Genomic DNA, 19,211 nt, shown 5'->3' on the forward strand with positions numbered 1-19,211 from the left:
ATGAATGTCTATTTTTTCTCTCTCTTTATAAAGTTTGCTTACACCTTTAAATATAATGAGAAAACTTCCTTAGTATTCAAATGTTAAATAAAATGATCCGTTTCAAAAAAGAAATTGTCGTGAACATAAAAAATGACAAAAACCATATCAATCATACTGACTTTCAAAAAACGAGATGACGATGATACGGAGGTCGTAGTGTTTATTGGAGATACCCGTCTTTGCCAGGCTAATGTACTTCTCTTAAATTGCAGATGTTTTGTATCCTTTTGTGAATGGAGGCTTGCTTTAAATAATACATCGTATAGAAAATCCTGTATTTCAAAAAGTTGATGGAATCATTTCTTTGTCAGAGTATTTTTGTTGTGGCAAGATGGTTTTCTTACGGATGATCCTGATCGAGATAAAAAGTCCTTCTTCGGTATTTACTGAAATTCACCATCCAGCGGTCGTTATCAGCTCTTCCAGTCAGGCTTCTTGCTGTATTCGTCGATATTTTTTCTTTATCCATAAGGGCATCGGATTGAATCAGCCAAAATAAACGATTCTTCATACACACGTTCTAATTTCTTAATATAGGGGATACTTTCTCAATTGCTTTTTGCAATTTTTCGCTATTTTTCCTGTATAGTTCCTTAGCTTCTTTATTTTCGGTTCCAAGGGCAAATGACTCTAAATCGGCCTGGCATTTTTTCATAGTGGCGAGAATCAATGGTCTTTCTTGCGGAGATGGAACTTTAAGCTTATCATCATAAAGATCGACCGTTAATTCGCCATAGGAATTGACCTGTCCAAGAAAAACATTATCGATAGTCACTCCCAGTTTTTCCAGTTCCGTGATTAGCCATCTCCTGCTTCGGCCAATCGTGGTGAGCGGCTCATCCAGTATTTTTCCGTCCATAATAACCGTCTGAGGCTCCTTCACCGTAGCAACCGACATATTCAAATCTTTTGCCGTCAAAGGTTGATTTTCTTTCTTCAATAAGACAGATAAATCTCCCGTTGGCTCTAAAACGGCAAATTCCACATCCGACACCTGAAAAACGTTTTTCTTTCTAAGCAATTCCAACAACTCATCTGTCGAGTATCTTTCCTTTTTTAAATTGTCTTCCATGATTTTTCCATCTTTGATAAAAATCGACCCTTTTCCTTCAATAAAGCCGCGGAACCCTTTGCTCTTTAACGATAACAGGCCCGCCAAAAAAGGGATAGCCGCACAAGTGATGATCGCTATGATCCCCAATGAGATTTTTTGCTCAAGTCCAGTCACAACCTCTGCTCCTATACTCCCGATGGTGATACCATTTACATATTCAAAAAAAGAAAGTTGAGATATTTGTTTTTTCCCCAGCCATTTTGTGATTAAAAAAAGAATAATCATAAACAATATGGACCGTATCACAACATCTAACCAATTGGGCACAACGCAACACCTCCATCAAAAGAATAGGTGATCTTAAAACCCTTTGTACTGAGTTTCTTCTCGTTCCAACTCTCCAACACGGTTTTTGATATCTTCCACCACTTCATGGACGATCATCATCGTTTCATGTAATGTACGTTTTGATTCGTCATCTTGGGTGCGCAATGCTAAACTGGACAGGCTAGCTTCTACCCCTTTAAGGCTGGCCATACATTGTTTCACTTCCGATGCAATGGTCATCGTATCCTCTCCTTACACCTTTTAGTTTTAGGCATCTCCTATTTACATATGAACAGAGAAAATTTTCTAAAAACCGAAAAATGATTTCCCATACAAAAATTGAGATTTTGGTGTCGCAGCCGTTTATTGACAGCTTTTTTTCTCCAAAAAGAAGTCAATTAACAAAAAAGCTTCTTCAGATAAGAAAAATGCCATTTATGGCCCGTTTTCGTATTCAATCGACACCGCATGTGCGATACAAGGGATGGTTTCGTTTTGCTGAAAGGATAAGGGCGATAACAAAGCACCCGTTGCGACCACTAGCATTCGTTTTAACTCCCCTTTTTTCATTCGGTTTAACAAATGGCCGTAAACGACGGTCGCGGAACATCCTGCACCACTCGCTCCAGATAAGACCGGCTGATCTTCCCGGTAGATCATGAGCCCGCAATCTTGATACTGTTCTTCACGAATAGGGGTGCCGTGTTTATGAAATAGTTCAAGTGAAATATCATGTCCAATTTGACCAAGGTCTCCTGTCACTATTAAATCATAGTAAGAGGGGTCAACATTTCGTTCTTTTAAATGTGCTTCTATCGTATCCACAGCTGCCGGAGCCATTGCCCCTCCCATATTCAGCGGATCGGTCATCCCCATATCAATAACACGACCAATCGTAGCAGACGTAACCCTAGGACCGTCACCAGCACTGCTTAACAAAGCAGCTCCAGCACCCGTTACCGTCCATTGTGCAGTGGGCGGTTTTTGTCCACCGTATTCCGTTGGATAACGGAACTGCTTTTCAACCGCTGCATTATGACTAGAAGCACCTGTTAACAAATAGTCGGCTCCTTTGTTATTAACAATATAAGCACCAAGAGCCAGTCCCTCCATCGATGTTGAACAGGCTCCGAACAAACCGAGAAAAGGCACTCCTAGCGTGCGCATAGCAAAACTGGTAGGGGTAAGCTGATTAATCAAGTCTCCCCCCAGGAAAAACTGAATTTGCTCTTTTTGAAGACCGGCTTTTTCGATGGCTTTTTGACAGGCTTCTTCTAAAAGGATCTTGTGGGCTTTTTCATAAGAATCTTGACCTAGCCATAAATCGGAATGGAGCAGATCAAAATCTAACGCCAGCATTCCGTTCGCTTCAAAAGGTCCACCAACTGTACCAGTAGAAATAATGGCGGGCTTTTGATCGAAAACCCAAGTACGATGCCCCGTCAACATCAAAAACCACCTCGCTTTATTAAGAATCATGATCATAAACATTGGAATAGCCTGCCCGATAAGGCAAGCTTCATTACAGTTTTTCAGTACTGGTCTTTTTATCTGATTCAGATATTCGGTATATCCTAAACTATATCAATTGTTGTTTTGCCGTTTAGATACATGTACTCATCACGTTTCGTTTAAAGGTGTAAAAAAGGTTGGTTGATCCAACCAACCTTTTTATCTAATTTGTACATTATTGTTGTTTGTATTGAGGTTCTTCTTGTTCAATTTGTTGAACACGAGCAGAAAGGCTGTCAACTAGTTGCTGTGTTTGTTTGGCAGCATCTTGATAAAGTTGTTTAGCTTGTTGATTATCGGTTCCTAGTGCAAAGGTTTCGAAGCTCGCTTGTGCACTTTTTAATCCGGCTAGAGTTTGTTTCACTTGACTGATGATAGTCATGGGTGATTCCTCCTTTAATTTAAGTTACACTTTTAGAATGATAAAAAAGATCTTTTTTTATGATTTCTAATTTTATCCATCTGTAAAGATCCATAGTGGGTTAAATTCCTTTCATATCCTATATAACTTAGTTCAACCCGTTTAAACTCCCTGAAAGGCAACGCAATGGATTCAAAAAAACGAAAACAGGCAAAGAATCTAATTTGAAGGCAGCATCCTGACAACGCAGATAAAATTCGCCTATCAAGACAGGAAAACGATGGATGATCATGAATAGCCAAACACAAGTTCTTCTTTTGGTACAAAAAATGAGAATGCCAAAGAAAGAAGATAAGGAATAGAGCGAAAAGCTGTGGAGATATTTAATTCCGTAAAAAACGAGAAAAGCTGTTTAGCGTTTCTAAACAGCTTTTTCACCGTTTTTCTTTTTGATTCTATACTAAATCTTGGGGGTAAGAGATTTTTCTTGAAAAATAAATGCTGTTACGAAGATTCTCCTTTAAAAGGATCGTCGACAACGACATCGAAAAGAAGATTTCGTATATGAAATCTCCTTTTATCATAAAATTGCTTGGTTGAAAAACTTTAAAATCCTTTCGCCAGCAAAAGTCCAAAATGCCCTGCTGTCAAAAGATAATTTCTTCAGTCCATGATGATGAAATGCAAAAGGATTTGGTACCATTAAAAATCAAAACAAAATTCTTAGACCGTAGAAGGGAGTTTAAAAATACTTACTTTTTTTTAGCTTCGCGCATCTTGCTAAATAGTATTAGAATCAAAGGCACAACAATAATCCTAATAATGAACGTTCGTGTTTCTCCTTGCCTTAAATCCGAGAAATACCCCCAGACTATGGATAAAATGAGCCCGAAAATTAGTGGTGGTAGTATAGATTTCAAAAAACTCTCTCCTTTTCATTTTTCACGGTTATGTAAAAATAACACCCCATGATGAAATTTTATCTCTTTTATATAACCAATTCTTTAAATTGTATTAATCCTAAATTTTATTCAATACATGAAACCTTATATTATCCCTTGTTTCCTCCGTTCTTTCCATACCATTGATAGCAGCTAATTGCCACATCTTTCGGAATATCCGAAATTTTCGACACTTGAACGGATTTAGAACGTGTAAAAATTTCAAGAGAAGCGAGGCCAAACTTACGCTGTAGTACTGATTCTGTTACTTTTAACTCTTCAATTTTCATTCGGGTTGTGATAAATAATTTTGTGGAAAAAGATCCACTTTGAAGTTGGATAAAAGGGCCACTAAGCTTGTAGCCATTAGATAAACCACTTAATAGTTGGGAAATATGAGTAAGAACTAGAAAAGCAAGCGGAACATACCAGAGTCTTGGCCAGAAGTAGAATATCGCTCCTGCTGCGATCCAAATATAGCTAGTCCGCACTAATTTTACAAAAATAGCTGACCGAGGAAGATTCACCATGTCCGTTTCCACTTTAAATGTAGGCAAAATCTCAGATATCAGTAGTAAAGCTTTGTTTTTATGAATAAAAGGAAAAAGTATATTGGCCGTTTTCATCTCTTCATCATCCTCTTCAGCTGTGCTTACAATTCCCACCTCCACAATTCCCAAGATTTTTTGAAGAAATTTTGTATTTAAAATGATGGCTTCAACTTTTTCCTTTGGAATGGAAAATTCAGTCTGATGAAACAAACCTTTTTTAATAAAAATTCGCTGCTGATCAGAAGTAACCTCAAAATTTCTATACCGAATGAAAGTCCTTCCCCAACCATAAGCCATTGATAATACCAACAGAGCAAGAATACCAACGGCCGTTAATAACCAAGATTTTTGAAAGAAGGAGAGAACAGCCTCTATATATGGGTCTATGGACAAAAAATCATTTAAATTCGAATAACAGGTATAAAGCAGCGAAATCAAAATAAGTAAATGAAGCGACGTAACGGAAGCCACAAATATTTCTTTAGAAGTCATTTCATAATGCTTCTTCCTTGAGGAATGTTCCGGCAGGTTCGCTTTTAATGTCCCCTCGTTATATTTACTCACGTCTCGTTCCAAATAATCGGCATGACTAAAATATTTTTGTATTCGTTCGGCTTCTTTGCAGGTGATCATTTCAAGTTTGACGGAGGATTTATTGCCGACTGCACCTGTATCCAGCAAGAGAGAGGTGAGTCCGAACAAACGATGAAACAAAGGTGTATTCCGACTGATGCCTTGAATCCGCTCCAATGGAATATAACGGCTTTCCAGGATCAATCGTCCTTCATGAATGCACAATTCCGTGTCCGTAAATAAATACTTGAAATGGAACCATTCTAACAATACAGAAACGACTTTATAAATCAAATAGAGAATTCCGGCTAAAACTCCCAATTTGAAGAAAATAGAATCTGAATCTGAACGTATATAAATCATAAGACCAATAACAAAAAAAACCAATTCCTTTACGGACTTGCCAATCGAATAGACGATCCATAGCGGATGTATTCGATGAGCTTTATTATTTGTTGTTTCCCTGTTCATGGAGGAATAGGACCCCCTATTCATTTGATTCACTAATTCCCGCTAAAACAGCAATCTTTTCCCGTAATTCCGCTGCTTTCTTTTCAGGAACAGCCGGTATTTCATGCACGGAAGCCATCGTCCCTATCTTTATCGTCGACAAATCAAATTTTCGCAAGAGCGGACCTTGATTCGTATTGACGTATAACACTTTCGTCATAGGTATGATTAAATGAGTTTTCTTTAATACTCCTCCATACTTCAATTGTATGTATTTCTCGTCGACTTCGTAGCGCCAAGTTCGCTGTCGATAAATAGGTACAATCACGATTTCAACGATGGAGGAAATAATGAGGAGTATTAAAAGAACATAGAGAATAAGACCTATCCAACTTTTCCACCCATAATATTGCTGAAGATACAGAAGGATTAATAGGATGCAAAGTGCAATGAAATACGTGATGGCGTCACTTATTCGCCACATCTTCACAGCCTTCGGCGAAATTTGTTGTGTTGGTTCCTTTATCATCCCAGTCATAATCTCCTCCTTTCTGTCGAATTCTAGAAAAATGTACAATGAAACAGTTTGCGCCAAAAAACAATCCTCTTTATCACCAATTTCTGTTTCTCATAAACATTATTTAAGATATTTATTAATATTCAAACAATTAACTTCAAAATAAACCGTACGATGTAAAATGGGCGTTTCCTCCAAAGTGATGCAAATATCGTGAGCTTCCCACCTAACCATTATAGTAAAGGAAAAATATTTTGTGTAGATTTTTTACAAATTTTGATAAAAATATGATATTTTTCTGTAAAAATAATGGCGGCACACATTTACTTGGACAATACTTCTTAATACCAAAAAAATAAATGAAAGCTTCAAATGGATCCTTTTTGAAAATAGCCGCAAGTGGACTCGGCTCAACAAAGGAGATGCCAGATACTTTAAATTTTTATTTAAGAAGAAACGAAATCAAAAGCTAAAAAAGAATCGGTCTGACGGGAGTGAAAAACGCTATTTTCAATAAAATTGGAATACATCTTCTTTCTGCTTTAAAATGAAATAACGGAATTTTTCGTCTTTGATGATTTTATAAGCGAACATTAAGGTGGAACGGCAGCTGTACTAATGGACTTCTCCGTAGCCGAACATATTCGACACAGCCAGATTTCTTTGACGAGTTTGATGCACCTTGCGTTATCGGAAGTCAAGTTGTCCCCATCTGAAAAATGGAGTTAGACTATTTTCTTCCGGATTCAAGAAAGCCTAATCACTAAAAAAACCCACAGAATTCATTTAAAATTTCTGTGGGTTTCCATTATTTTAACAGGTTATTAAGAAAGCTCCGATGCCATCTCTCCGATGCACCCAAAGCTTATTTTGTTTATGAGACTTAAGCCAACACTTTGGACTGATCATCGTTATGAAAAAAGCTTTTCATGGCGTGGAATACATCTTCTTTCTGTTTTAAAATGAAATAACGGAATTTTTCGTCTTTGATGTTTTTATAGGCGGACATTAAGGTGGAATGGCGACTGTACTGATTGACTTCTCCGTAACCAAACATATTCGACACAGCCATGATTTCTTTGACGAGTTTGATGCACCTTGCATTATCGGAAGTCAAGTTGTCCCCATCAGAAAAATGGAAAGGATAAATATTATACCGAGAAGGTTGGTATTTTTTCTCAATTAGTTCCAGCGATTTTCGATAGGCAGAAGAACAAATCGTCCCCCCGCTTTCGCCCTTGGAAAAAAACTCTTCTTCCGTGACTACTCTTGCATCCGTATGATGGGCGATAAACTCAATCTCTACCGTTTCATATTTCGTTCGTAAAAATCGGGTCATCCAAAAGAAAAAACTCCTAGCCATGAACTTTTCCCATATCCCCATAGATCCACTCGTGTCCATCATGGCCAGCACCACTGCTTTGGAATGGGGCTTTTGCACTTCGTTCCAAGTTCTAAATTTCAAGTCTTCCGGAATAATCGGATGGAATCTTGGCTCACCCTTTAATGCATTTCTTTTAAAAGCGGTGAGCATCGTTTTTTTCTTATCAATATTCCCCATCAATCCCGTTTTGCGGATATCGTTGAATTCAATTTTCTCAACAGTATGATCTTCTTGTTCCTTTTGCTTTAAATTAGGAAGTTCCAGCTGCGCAAAAAATGCCTCTTCTAAATCAGCCATAGAAACTTCCGCTTCATAATAATCTTCTCCCGGTTTATCCCCTGCACCTTGGCCTTTTCCAGCTCCTCGTTCGCTGCTGCCATCCCTTGCAATGACATCTCCGACTTTACTGTCTCCGTTTCCTTGGCCGACGTGCTTGTTCTTATCGTAATTATAACGGATTTTATACTCGTCTAATGAACGTATCGGAATCTTCACTACATCCCTGCCATTGGATAAAATGATGCTTTCTTCCGTAATTAAATCGGGCAAGTTGTTTCGAATAGCTTCTTGCACTTTCTCTTTATGTCGCTGTTGATCTTCATACCCTTTGCGATGGAGGGACCAATCTTCTTTTGAAATCGCAAACTGATGGTTATCCATTTGATTCTTTTCCTCCCCTCCTAAAATGGTTTTCACTTTTTTCATAATTTTTCATACAATATGATGACTGTCATAATCAATACACTTTGATCCTACAGGTTGATTACTTTATCCTATGCAAGAAACACAAAGAGTTGACAAAAAGATCATCCAAAAGGAGAAAATCCAGGTTGGACAAGCAGATCGAATATGACGGAATGGGCTGCTCCTTTCATGATCAGCTCTTTTTCTGGTTTATCTGATATAGAGCAACACATTTGAATTCCATTAATCTTATGATGTTGTCAGTACAGTGGTCTTTGCCCCTCATTCTTACAAAATGACCATTAGCCAACTTGCTTGATAAAAAAGATTCTGCGAATAAACGCAGATTCAAGGGAACAAATCGTATTGGTTTTCCGTAGAATAAGCTGACTATTGTTAATCGTTCTTATTCCTTACTTTGCATTGTTTTGGTACACAGATACCTTATTCGTTCTAAATGAGAAAGGCAAACGGTGCTACCCTTTTTGAATAGCACCAATGCCTTTATTTTAAAAATCCGCCTTCCACCAACATTTGTTTGATTTCTTCTTTTGTCATCAAAAATTCTTTGGAAGAATAATTTCCTTTTACAGGTAAACAATCAGCATAAAACTGTTTTAACCCAGGAATGTTGATCGTAGGAAGAACAATTAAGAAGTCTTCATCATAGACGACTGTATTTTGGCTTTCATGTTCAGAAATCAGAACTTCATGGAATCTTTCTCCCGGTCTAGCTCCAAATTCGACAACTTTGACATCTCTCTCCCCGGACTCTTCTATCAACACTTCAGCCAAATCCAGAATTCTCCATGCGGATGATTTCATGACAAAAATCTCTCCGCCTTTTCCTATTGTTGCAGCTTTTATTAACAACTTGATTGCATTTTCCCGATGATGTATAAAATTTTGTGTCAAGCATTTAGTTAGACCAAAAGAAAAAGGTAGGGTATTCTCTGATTTGGCAAAAATCTTAGAGAAAGGAGTACCCTACCTATGTCTAAAAGTATATCGAATATAGATTGGATGAATCAACTGGAAAACGTTATTCGTGAGTTTGTAAAGGAAAAATTAGAGCTGATCATGAAGGAAGAAATCCAGACTTTCCTCGAAATGGAACAAGAGGGAACGTCGAATAGAAGAAACGGCTATTACCATCGAAACCTAGACACGCAGTATGGTCGTATCGAAGGACTTTCTGTTCCAAGAGACCGAAACGGGGAATTTCAAACGCAGCTGTTTGCCCCTTACCAACGCCATACGGGCTGGCTCGAGGAAGCCATCATCAGGATGTATCAAAGTGGCATGAGTACGCGTGAAATTGGCAAGTTTATTGAACGAATTTTAGGCAATGCCTATTCTCCTGCAACGATCAGCCGTATGACCGATGTAGTGAAGGAAGACATCGAGAAATGGCACCATCGTCCACTATCCAAACGTTATTCTGTCTTATATTTGGACGGCTTGTACGTGAAACTTCGCCGCGATACGGTAGAGAAAGAAGTCATTTATGTGGTGTTAGGAGTGAATGAAGAAGGGTATCGAGAAATTCTGGATTTCTTCGTGGGAGGACAAGAAAGCGCCTATGGATGGCGGGAGATTCTCCAACAGCTCTACAAAAGAGGCGTCAAGGAAGTGCTTCTGGGCGTATTCGATGGACTACCGGGGCTGGAGGAAGCCTTTAAGGCGGTGTATCCGAAAGCCGATGTGCAGCGCTGTGTCGTTCACAAAGTCCGCAACACCCTAAATCGTGTTCGGAAAAAAGATCAATTTGAAGTGGCAGAGGATCTCAAACTGATTTATCGCGCACCGAATAAGGAGATTGCGTTACAGATGTTTCAACAGTTTGAGTCGAAATGGTCGAACAAGTATCCGAGAGAAGTTCAATCTTGGGCCAATGAGTTGGATGTCCTCCTTACATTTATGGATTATCCAAGCAGTATTCGAAGTGTGATTTACACGACCAATGCCATTGAACGAACGATCAAAGAGATTCGGAAACGTCTAAAGCCGATGAACAGTTTGAGTAGTTTAGAAGCCGCTGAAAAAGTCGTGTATTTGACCATCCAAGATTTTAATGAGAAATGGGCAGGACGAAAATTACGAGGATTTGCTGAAGCCTATGAAACCCTTCAACAAATGTTTGAAAAACGTTATAACTAACCAAATATTGTAAACGAACAAAATAAAGGGATTCTCCCTTTCCACACAGGAGACTGAATATTCAGTCTCCTGTGTGGAGGAAATCGAACCCCTATCCATTCCAAATCCATTTCAGAGATACCCTATCTATCTTACATAACACAAAATTCTTGACGGTACCATTTTCCCTGGTTAAGAAGAAACGTGTCATTCTTTTATCCGTAATTTTGATCTCTTTCTTTTTGATTTGATTCATAAATAATTGAAGCACACTTCCATTACTTCCTAGAATATAAACTGGGTATCCGAACTGATCTGATTCGCATATACCACTAATTTTTCACCGATGGCTTTTGTCATCCCATAGAAGTTAATGGGGTCTGCCGCTTTATCGGTCGATACGTTGATGACCTTCTTTACTCTATTTTCTAATGCAGCTTCAATTACGTTTTGTGTACCTAGCACGTTTGTTTTCAATGCCTCGAGAGGTTGTTCTTCACAGACGGGGACGTGTTTTAAAGCAGCTAAATGAAACACATAATCGACACCTTCAAAAGCTTTGACTAACGCTTCCCTGTCTCGAATGTCACCAATGCAAAAGCACAATCGAGGGTCTTCAATCGCTCTACTCATCTGTACTTGACTGGCTTCGTTTCTGGAAAGAATAATGATTTTTTTAGGGTTTAGCGATAATAACTGGTTTATGAGCTCATGCCCCCATGAGCCTGTCCCGTCGGTCACCAAAATCACTTTATTTTGAAACATCTACTTGACCTCCTGATAGATTCATTCTAGATGAAACACCTGTTGTTTCAGGCGACTGTTCCGTTTAGGAATCTTCCATTCTTGTTACGGTAGAATTGTCCAGTATTTAGTCCTTTATTTTCCGCTCAGTTGAACTCCGTCGAACATCATTTTCCAAAAATGATCATTCGCATTCCAAATGTCCCGATTCGGAAGTTCAACCACGCTGACTCTTTCAATAGGCCAATTTTTTTCGGTCAGGCCGCTGACATCGGTATGATTGACGATGAGTATTCGAAAATCATGTTTCACCATTTTGGATAAAATGGACTCAAGCTCTAAGACCTCTTCAAACGTGCCTTCTGTTCGAACAAAAAGGATCCGTTTGCTGGTCTCCATTTTCTCTAAAAAGCGCTTTATCCGTCTATCAAACTTTTCTCTAACTTCAGGGTAACCGCCCAAATGTGAAAGTGTATTTTTTCCAACTTCAAAATCATGATTGGAAACTATTTGATAGCCGTCATCCGATACACAAATTAGCTGATCAGAAGCATAACCTATAATTCTTAAATTAGGCAGGTCCATAAAACCGACAAATCGGTTTTTCAAAAGACGGTTGACATTTTATAAAGAAGGAGATGCCATCCAATCCAACACTCCCGAAAAAGGTCTCAAATTATTTTTCTTAAGCTGAATGGATGTCAAACAAAGATCTCCTAAACTAAATACAGAGTCATAAGTACCTTTAATATCTTCTAAACTCATATTCCCATCTCCTTAAAAAAATGAAAAACGTATTTCCAATGTGAGGTCCCGTTATGCATTGCATAGCTCATCTTTTATTTCCTCAATTCCCCAAAAACGAATGAAAGCTTATCCAACTTAAATCCAGAAAAGACGAATATTTTTCTAATATCCTATCCATAGTTAATTCCGCATCATGAAAAAATGAGAGGGCAGAAACTCGAACGATAGAAAAATGTGTATTTAATCCAGGTTTCAATGAGAAATAGAACAAATTTTCCATATTCGACTAATCCGTAACAGGGAGGAATACGAGATTTTATAAAAAATCATTTCTAATGGTCGTCCATCATCCTATTTTGTATGAACATTATGTGCAAACTTTTATAGCAAAACAAAAAATGTTTATCTTTCAAAAGTGTTTGACTGACGATTTTCATCATCATGAAAAGGTATAAGTTTCTGTTAATCCGTTGAAAATATCAACCTGTGGATTCCACTGCAACAATTGACGCGCTTTTTTATTATCGAGACAGCTATGTTTAATATCGCCCGTTCTTGCATGTGTGTAGATCGTCTCAATTGGGGAGCCGTAAATTTGCGTCAGCATTTTCACTAAGTGATTGATGGAGATGCTTTTTCCGGTGCTGACTTGAATCGTTTCCTGATCCCCTTTCTCCACAGCAGCGATATTTGCACGAACAATATCTTTTACATAAACAAAATCTCGTGTTTGTTCACCGTCACCGTGTATCATTAAAGGCATTCCTTTTTTGATTCTGTCTAAAAAGATCGCAATGACTCCTCCTTCTCCTTTTGCGGATTGTCTAGGGCCATATACGTTGCCATAACGGAGAATGGTGTAGGATAGTCCATAAAGCTGATGAAATAAGCGGATATATGACTCGGCTGTCAATTTCGATAAACCGTGGTAAGAAATAGGCATTGTCAAGTCCTTTTCTGAAATCAAATCTTTTTGTAAATTCCCGTAAACCCCAGAGGTAGAGGCAAAAATTACTTTTTTCACAGAAGCCTCACGACAAGCTTCCAAGATATTGATGGTTCCATTGATATTCATGTCAGCATCATATTTTGGTTCACGAATTGACTGCCCTACATCTGCCTGAGCCGCCAGATGGAATACGACATCCGGTTTTTCTCTCATAATGATTTGTTTGGCCCCTTGACTGCGTATATCTTCGATATGCATGACGGCAAGCGGATGTACATTTTTCAATTGTCCAGATACTAAGTTGTCCAATACATGCACCTTCGCACCTTGAAGAAGCAGTTCTTCAACGAGATGAGAACCGATAAAGCCGGCCCCACCGGTTACAACAGCCTTCATGATTTATGCTCCTTATAACTTTTTTATCATCGTATGAAGCTTTAAAGAAAGGGGTACAAGGAGTATGCCTAATGTACAGAAAAATAGTTTGGAATAAGAAAGGGGTACAAAGCGTAAAACAAGTCCCATCAAACAAATCGGATGGAATCGAAAAAAAAGAAGGATAGCGATGGAGGAAAGACTTTTTAGAAAACCGTTTTGCTGCTAAAGACATTACAGAATTGTCTAAATGGAGAAATTTATAATCTAGCATAAGTCTTATTTCATCTCTATTATCTGCAATGGATCACACCCTCTATAAGGACTGATCGGCAAACTCTATAGCCGTTTCCCGATTGGATTTACCTTAAGGTATCGATCCTATCTCTTAAAATCAATAGATTCTCAAAGTCAAACAGTAGTAGAATTTTTCTCCATAGTATTCTCTTTTTTGTGTTAGTTAAACGGCTTGGCCTGCCATTATCTACTACCTCTATCAACTTGAATTGAAATGATCAATCCAACTATTATATCTACCCTTGCAAATCCTTGTTGTGAGAATAAGATGATGGAAAAAAGGGTAATAAATTTATGGCAGGTACAAAGACATTTGTGAATGATAGCCCGGCTACTTTGCAGATTACTCTCTTTATTCGTGAAGGAGATGAACCATTAAACCAAGATGGGACCGTTTCCTTTATACTTGATCCCGGTGAAACAGAGGTCATTACCTATGGAAATGATATAAACTCTTTGCTAAACGGGATTTTATTATTTACCATTTTCGAAGGAGACCTTTATAGCAAAACTCAATTCGTCATTGAAAAAGAAAGTGAACTTGACGATCTTCTGAATATAAACAGCATGATTACGATCACGAAAAACCAAACAGACTACGAAATCTCCGGAAGCAATCCAACACTTGCGCAATAACAGACTTATTTTTATTTCTGGCTCCAATAAAAGTTTCCTAACATTTGGGGGACTGATGATCCTTCATACAAAAAGTCCCGCTCTCACGATAAAAGTGAGGCGGGGCTTTTTTGGTGATTTTAAATCCGTACTTGAAAAGATCCTTTTTGAAACTTTTCTCACCTAAGTTTTTTGAGCAGCCCAATGAAGAACTAGTACGAATGGAATTAATGGACGTCCCTCATCACAGAGTTAGGGAGTTCATAGTCTGGGGGTAGAGAAGCTTTTATTGATTCCCAAACTTCGTGATCCACAAAGACTTCAGGAGTGGACAACGGAGTCGAAAATAATGAATTATAAAAATCCCCGCTCATCGGTTTAAACATTTCTTTTATCACTGGATTAGGCAGTACATAGTTTTCCGGCAATGAATTTTTAATGTGCTTCCAAACACGATCATCCACAAACATGTTCGGAGTGGAAAGCAAAGTCGAAAACAATGAGTTATAAGAATCTGCTCTCATCGGTTCAAACATTTCTTTTGTCACCGGGTTGGGAAGCACATAGTTTTCCGGCAATGAATTTTTAATGTGCTTCCAAACTCGATCGTCCACAAACACATCTGGAGTGGACAACGGAGTCGAAAACAATGAATTGTAAAAATCTCCGCTCATTGGTCCAAAAATTTCTTTTGTCACCGGGTTGGGAAGCACATAGTTTTCCGGCAATGAATGTTTAATGTGCTTCCAAACACGATCGTCCACAAACACATCCGGAGTGGACAACGAAGTCGAAAACAATGAGTTATAGGAATCTCCGCTCATCGGCTCAAAAATTGCTTTTATCACTGGGTTAGGAAGCACATAGTCTTCCGGCAAAGAATTTTTAATGATTTCCCAAATCCGATGATCCACAAATATTTTCGGAGTTGGAAATAAAGAGTTATAAGATTCTCCGCTCATTTTTGGGATGGCATCCTTTGCGACGAGGCTAGGCGATGCAGACCCTTGCGGCAAAGAACCTACCATTGATTTCTCTTCCGTACTGTCCTCAGTCCTTTGAAGCCATGCCTGAAATTTCTTTGGAAGAAACGACTGAAGTTCCTTAGGAAGCAAGGTGAGCAAAGAACGTTTAATGAAGTCTATTAGCCGAGACATTCTCTTCGTCCTTTCTCAATTTAGATATAGCGCTATGGTAAACATCTAGTACGTTGCTAACCCCTTTATCTAAAGCCCAATGGTTCCTTCCCCATTTGCTGGCATTATTCCCTAAAGTTTTCCTTAACTTTTCGTCGTCTAGTAATAAATTTAAATTTTGGTATAAAGCTTCACTGTCTCCCGCAGGTGATATCAATCCTGTCACTTGATGCTCCACTATTTCCGGCAATCCCCCTGCATCACTAACAATCACAGGCATTCCGGCAATTTGAGCTTCGACTACTGATAAAGGTTGGTTTTCCAAGAGGCTTGGAAGAACATAAATATCTGAATTAGCCAATAAAGCAGGAATATCATCTCGACTTCCAAAAAACAATACGTCTTCTTCTAAACCTAAGGCTTTAGTTTGGACTCGTAACTCTGCTTTCTTGTCTCCGTCTCCCACAATCCAACAAACCCAATCATTTCGACTTTCTTTCAATTGGCCAAGAGCGGATATGAGATGGTGAACCCCTTTCAGTTCCACAAGCCGCCCTGTAAAAATGATCACTTTTTTGTCATCCGGACGTTTTACAGGAGATTTCTCCTTCATTCGTTTTATAAAATTCTCTACATCGTATCCATAGTGGTATACTTTGATTTGTTCATCAGGAACAAGAAACTCATTCGTTAAAATATTCTTTAACCAATTATTGGCTACAATCGTAAATTCAGCAGATGACGCTCCAGTACGTTCGAGCTCATCAAAATATGCCCGAGCCATGTGAGAAGTCGGTGATTTATGAATGGTGGTTAATTGGTGTCTAATCTCATGAGCCACACAACCATGCAGGGTAGCGACTAATGCAGGTCCTTTAGGTCTACCCTCTGAATACTTGCAGTGGAAATGACATCTTGTGTATGGATCACATCATATTTGTCCAAACCTAAATAGGCAGCAGCTAATTCAAAAAAGTAACGTTGAAATTCCGTATATTTTATCAATGGATTGATATGAATAGCCGGATAAACTTGTTCGTTTAGTTTTGCGTTAAGCAAAGGAAGCACCTTATCCTTTTCTAACCTTCGATCTTCATTCACAATGTAAACATACTCATTATTCTCACTGTAACCTAGCAAATCCACTTCATGTCCTAAAGACACAAGCTTTTCTTTAAGCTGCTTCATATAGCCCCATACTCCCCCTACGTGCGGAACGGCCCAGTACGTAGCAAGCAATATTTTCATAAATACATCTCCTTCTGTTTTGGTCTATACGTATCATATTGAGAAAATAAATCTATGGTATAGACAGTTATCTTTCTATTTGCACAATATTTTCTGACAACCTCTTTGGAGGGAGTTGCAGTAATTTAAAAAAGCCGGGCTTTTGTACATTTGAAAACTCTTTTTCCTAAAGAAAGACAGTACTTTACTTTATTCATTAAAAAAGCCGGACCTTCCAAATCTTTGAAAGGTCCGGCCAGATCTTTTATTCTTTTTCAAAAAATATTGAGGCTCATAACCAATTTAACCGCAAATGTTTAACGGTTTAGCAAGCTGCCTACATAGCGCAGAAGTTCATTGGCTGAAGTTGAATTATAACCGTAGTCGTCAATCAGCCTTGCAACCACTTCGTTAATTTTCTTGAGCTGCTGCTCATCCGGCGTCTTGGTGGAAGTTGTAATTTTCACAACATCCTTTAAATCAGAAAATAATTTCTTTTGAATGGCTTCACGCAAGCGATCATGCGAATTGTAATCAAACCGTTTACCTTTTCTTGCATAAGCCGAAATGCGGATCAGAATTTCTTCTCGAAATGCTTTTTTCGCATTTTCAGAAATGCCGATCTGTTCTTCAATAGAGCGCATTAATTTTTCATCCGGATTAATTTCTTCTCCTGTAAGCGGATCACGGAGTTTCGTTTTATTGCAATACGCTTCTACATTATCCAAATAATTATCCATCAAGGTTTTAGCGGATTCTTCATATGAGTAAACAAAAGCTTTTTGCACTTCTTTCTTGGCGATTTCATCATATTCTTTACGGGCTAAAGAGATAAAATTCAAATATTTTTCCCGTAGTTCGTTCGTGATGGAAGGATGCTGATCTAATCCTTCCTTTAAAGACCGCAGCACGTCAAGCGCATTAATAGATGGCACTTCTTTCCGAATGATGGTGGATGAAATCCGGTTAATGACATAACGCGGGTCAATTCCGCTCATTCCTTCATCTTGATATTCTTTCTTTAATTCGTCTACATCTGCCGCATTAAAGCCTTCTACATTCTCTCCATCATATAGACGCATTTTTTTGATTAAATCAATATCTCCCCTTTTCGGTTCTTTCAATCGAGTTAAAATCGTAAACATCGCTGCGACTTTTAACGTATGCGGGGCTATATGGACATCGGCGACATCGCTTTCGCGGATCATTTTTTCATAGATCTTTTCTTCTTCGGACACTTTTAGATTGTATGGAATCGGCATGACGATAATCCGTGAATGCAGCGCCTCATTTTTCTTATTGGAAATAAAAGAACGGTATTCGGTTTCATTCGTATGTGCCACTATTAATTCATCTGCCGAAATCAAAGCGAAACGTCCTGCTTTAAAGTTGCCTTCTTGCGTCAAAGAAAGCAAATGCCATAAAAACTTTTCATCGCATTTCAACATTTCTTGAAATTCCATCAGACCACGGTTTGCTTTATTCAGTTCGCCGTCAAACCGATAAGCTCGGGGATCAGACTCTGAGCCATATTCGGCTATCGTCGAGAAATCAATACTTCCTGTCAAATCGGCGATATCTTGAGATTTCGGATCTGACGGGCTGAATGTGCCGATTCCGACGCGTTTGTCTTCTGAAAAAAAGATTCTTTCTACCAATACATCTTCTATTCTTCCACCGTATTCTTCTTCCAATCTCATCATATTCAGAGGAGATAGGTTCCCCTCAATCCGAATTCCGTATTCCTTATAAAAATCTTCTCTAAGATGTTGAGGAATAAGGTGTAGAGGATCTTCATGCATGGGGCATCCTTTAATCGCGTAAATCGCGCCCCTTTCAGTACGGGAATAGGCTTCCAAACCCCTTTTCAACATTGTGACAAGCGTCGATTTCCCCCCGCTGACCGGCCCCATCAACAACAATATCCGTTTCCGGACATCAAGCCTTTTCGCCGCCGGATGAAAATATTCTTCCACTAATCTTTCCAGCGCTTCCTCCAGTCCAAATAATTCATTGCTGAAAAATTTATATCTCTTTCTTCCCCCAACCTCTTCAAACCCCGCATCTTTTATCATGTTATACACTCTTGAATGGGCTGACTGAGCGACCCACGGCTTTTCCTTCACAATCTCTAAATACTCAGCAAATGTGCCTTCCCATCTTAGCTTTTCTTCTTTCTCCCGATACTGCTCAACCTTTTTTAAAATATCCAATATAAACATCCCCCTGTCCTTATTGAGAGAACGATTAATATAATCTATGCCATCGGATATTTAAACATGCCCAAAACACAAAATCGCTGTCGTTTCAAATGATGTTTCCCGTCTCTCTGCCGAATTTCTCTCTCTTATTTTTTAAGCGCATTCACTTTTCCAATTCTTTACGATATAATATCGATAAATCGTCAGAACGTTAATAAAGGAGGAGTTATAATTTTATGAAATTTCTGCTTATTATGGTGGTTATCCTCTCGTTTCTTACCGCTATTTTTACTGCCGGCTACAATGACAAGCCAGGGGTAAACAAAAAGTAATCATGGAGTTTTGATCTCTTACATACAACTAGAAACGTGGCAGAACAAGTGGC

At 38.6% G+C, this 19,211-nt stretch carries 13 protein-coding genes and 4 pseudogenes; 2 read left to right on the plus strand and 15 right to left on the minus strand.

Going from position 1 to position 19,211, the window contains the following annotated elements; genetic code table 11:
* Window positions 1-562: 562 nt before the first annotated feature.
* From N1I86_RS04745 to N1I86_RS04785, 9 genes and pseudogenes are all read right to left on the minus strand, one after another.
* Window positions 563-1,423: a DUF421 domain-containing protein gene (locus tag N1I86_RS04745; protein WP_003353237.1), complete on the minus strand. Its 861-nt coding sequence runs from the start codon at window positions 1,421-1,423 to the stop codon at window positions 563-565.
* 33 nt (window positions 1,424-1,456) lie between these two features.
* The gene (locus N1I86_RS04750) at window positions 1,457-1,663 is read right to left on the minus strand and encodes a DUF1657 domain-containing protein (RefSeq protein ID WP_003353238.1); all 207 of its coding nucleotides are present in this window, start codon (window positions 1,661-1,663) and stop codon (window positions 1,457-1,459) included.
* A gap of 195 nt (window positions 1,664-1,858) precedes the next feature.
* Entirely contained in the window at window positions 1,859-2,872 is a 1,014-nt protein-coding gene (gene spoVAD / locus N1I86_RS04755; RefSeq protein WP_003353239.1) for a stage V sporulation protein AD, read from the minus strand.
* Window positions 2,873-3,110: 238 nt separating this feature from the next.
* Entirely contained in the window at window positions 3,111-3,317 is a 207-nt protein-coding gene (locus N1I86_RS04760) for a DUF1657 domain-containing protein (RefSeq protein ID WP_003353240.1), read from the minus strand.
* 1,030 nt (window positions 3,318-4,347) lie between these two features.
* On the minus strand, window positions 4,348-5,832 hold the full coding sequence (locus tag N1I86_RS04765; protein WP_341095213.1) for a PH domain-containing protein: 1,485 nt from the start codon (window positions 5,830-5,832) through the stop codon (window positions 4,348-4,350).
* A gap of 16 nt (window positions 5,833-5,848) precedes the next feature.
* Window positions 5,849-6,349, minus strand: a complete 501-nt coding sequence (locus N1I86_RS04770) for a PH domain-containing protein (RefSeq protein ID WP_003353243.1) — start codon at window positions 6,347-6,349, stop codon at window positions 5,849-5,851.
* 489 nt (window positions 6,350-6,838) lie between these two features.
* Window positions 6,839-7,050 (minus strand): annotated as a pseudogene (locus N1I86_RS04775) (DUF444 family protein); the annotation flags it as partial.
* A gap of 161 nt (window positions 7,051-7,211) precedes the next feature.
* Entirely contained in the window at window positions 7,212-8,372 is a 1,161-nt protein-coding gene (yhbH, locus tag N1I86_RS04780) for a sporulation protein YhbH (protein ID WP_341095215.1), read from the minus strand.
* Window positions 8,373-8,900: 528 nt separating this feature from the next.
* A complete protein-coding gene (locus N1I86_RS04785; RefSeq protein WP_341095218.1) occupies window positions 8,901-9,311 on the minus strand; it encodes a polysaccharide biosynthesis protein in 411 nt (136 codons plus the stop codon).
* Window positions 9,312-9,389: 78 nt separating this feature from the next.
* Here N1I86_RS04785 and N1I86_RS04790 point away from each other — a divergent pair, with 78 nt between their 5' ends.
* Complete coding sequence (locus tag N1I86_RS04790) at window positions 9,390-10,556, plus strand: IS256 family transposase (RefSeq protein WP_341095220.1); 1,167 nt, start codon at window positions 9,390-9,392, stop codon at window positions 10,554-10,556.
* Between the two features lie 169 nt (window positions 10,557-10,725).
* Here N1I86_RS04790 and N1I86_RS04795 read toward each other — a convergent pair.
* The 3 genes and pseudogenes from N1I86_RS04795 to N1I86_RS04805 form a co-directional block, all read right to left on the minus strand.
* Window positions 10,726-11,300 (minus strand): annotated as a pseudogene (locus tag N1I86_RS04795) (polysaccharide biosynthesis protein); the annotation flags it as partial.
* 114 nt (window positions 11,301-11,414) lie between these two features.
* Window positions 11,415-12,044: pseudogene (locus N1I86_RS04800) on the minus strand (DUF1796 family putative cysteine peptidase).
* 421 nt (window positions 12,045-12,465) lie between these two features.
* Window positions 12,466-13,371, minus strand: a complete 906-nt coding sequence (locus tag N1I86_RS04805) for an NAD-dependent epimerase/dehydratase family protein (RefSeq protein ID WP_341095222.1) — start codon at window positions 13,369-13,371, stop codon at window positions 12,466-12,468.
* A 570-nt stretch (window positions 13,372-13,941) separates the two neighbouring features.
* Here N1I86_RS04805 and N1I86_RS04810 point away from each other — a divergent pair.
* Window positions 13,942-14,283, plus strand: coding sequence for a hypothetical protein (locus N1I86_RS04810; protein ID WP_341095223.1), 342 nt, complete (start codon window positions 13,942-13,944; stop codon window positions 14,281-14,283).
* 206 nt (window positions 14,284-14,489) lie between these two features.
* Here the strand turns inward: N1I86_RS04810 and N1I86_RS04815 are convergent, their stop codons facing one another.
* The 3 genes and pseudogenes from N1I86_RS04815 to N1I86_RS04825 form a co-directional block, all read right to left on the minus strand.
* Window positions 14,490-15,419 carry a hypothetical protein gene (locus N1I86_RS04815; protein WP_341095225.1) on the minus strand — a complete coding sequence of 310 codons (930 nt, stop codon included), beginning with the start codon at window positions 15,417-15,419 and terminating at the stop codon, window positions 14,490-14,492.
* A pseudogene (locus N1I86_RS04820) lies at window positions 15,394-16,646 on the minus strand (glycosyltransferase family 4 protein). Before N1I86_RS04820 ends, N1I86_RS04815 begins: the two are co-directional and overlap by 26 nt.
* A 296-nt stretch (window positions 16,647-16,942) precedes the next feature.
* Complete coding sequence (locus N1I86_RS04825; protein ID WP_048622773.1) at window positions 16,943-18,838, minus strand: PrkA family serine protein kinase; 1,896 nt, start codon at window positions 18,836-18,838, stop codon at window positions 16,943-16,945.
* Window positions 18,839-19,211: the final 373 nt, after the last annotated feature.

It is taken from the genome of Bacillus sp. FSL W8-0116 (genome assembly GCF_038003825.1).
GTDB lineage: Bacteria > Bacillota > Bacilli > Bacillales > DSM-4216 > Bacillus_O > Bacillus_O smithii.

What these genes read in the sequence shown, in the direction of transcription:
- N1I86_RS04765 (WP_341095213.1), bottom strand. Translation starts at nt 5,832, where the DNA reads ATGAACAGGGAAACAACAAATAATAAAGCTCATCGAATACATCCGCTA.
- N1I86_RS04810 (WP_341095223.1), top strand. Translation starts at nt 13,942, where the DNA reads ATGGCAGGTACAAAGACATTTGTGAATGATAGCCCGGCTACTTTGCAG.
- N1I86_RS04770 (WP_003353243.1), bottom strand. Translation starts at nt 6,349, where the DNA reads ATGACTGGGATGATAAAGGAACCAACACAACAAATTTCGCCGAAGGCT.
- N1I86_RS04790 (WP_341095220.1), top strand. Translation starts at nt 9,390, where the DNA reads ATGTCTAAAAGTATATCGAATATAGATTGGATGAATCAACTGGAAAAC.
- yhbH (WP_341095215.1), bottom strand. Translation starts at nt 8,372, where the DNA reads ATGGATAACCATCAGTTTGCGATTTCAAAAGAAGATTGGTCCCTCCAT.
- spoVAD (WP_003353239.1), bottom strand. Translation starts at nt 2,872, where the DNA reads ATGTTGACGGGGCATCGTACTTGGGTTTTCGATCAAAAGCCCGCCATT.
- N1I86_RS04805 (WP_341095222.1), bottom strand. Translation starts at nt 13,371, where the DNA reads ATGAAGGCTGTTGTAACCGGTGGGGCCGGCTTTATCGGTTCTCATCTC.
- N1I86_RS04750 (WP_003353238.1), bottom strand. Translation starts at nt 1,663, where the DNA reads ATGACCATTGCATCGGAAGTGAAACAATGTATGGCCAGCCTTAAAGGG.
- N1I86_RS04815 (WP_341095225.1), bottom strand. Translation starts at nt 15,419, where the DNA reads ATGTCTCGGCTAATAGACTTCATTAAACGTTCTTTGCTCACCTTGCTT.
- N1I86_RS04760 (WP_003353240.1), bottom strand. Translation starts at nt 3,317, where the DNA reads ATGACTATCATCAGTCAAGTGAAACAAACTCTAGCCGGATTAAAAAGT.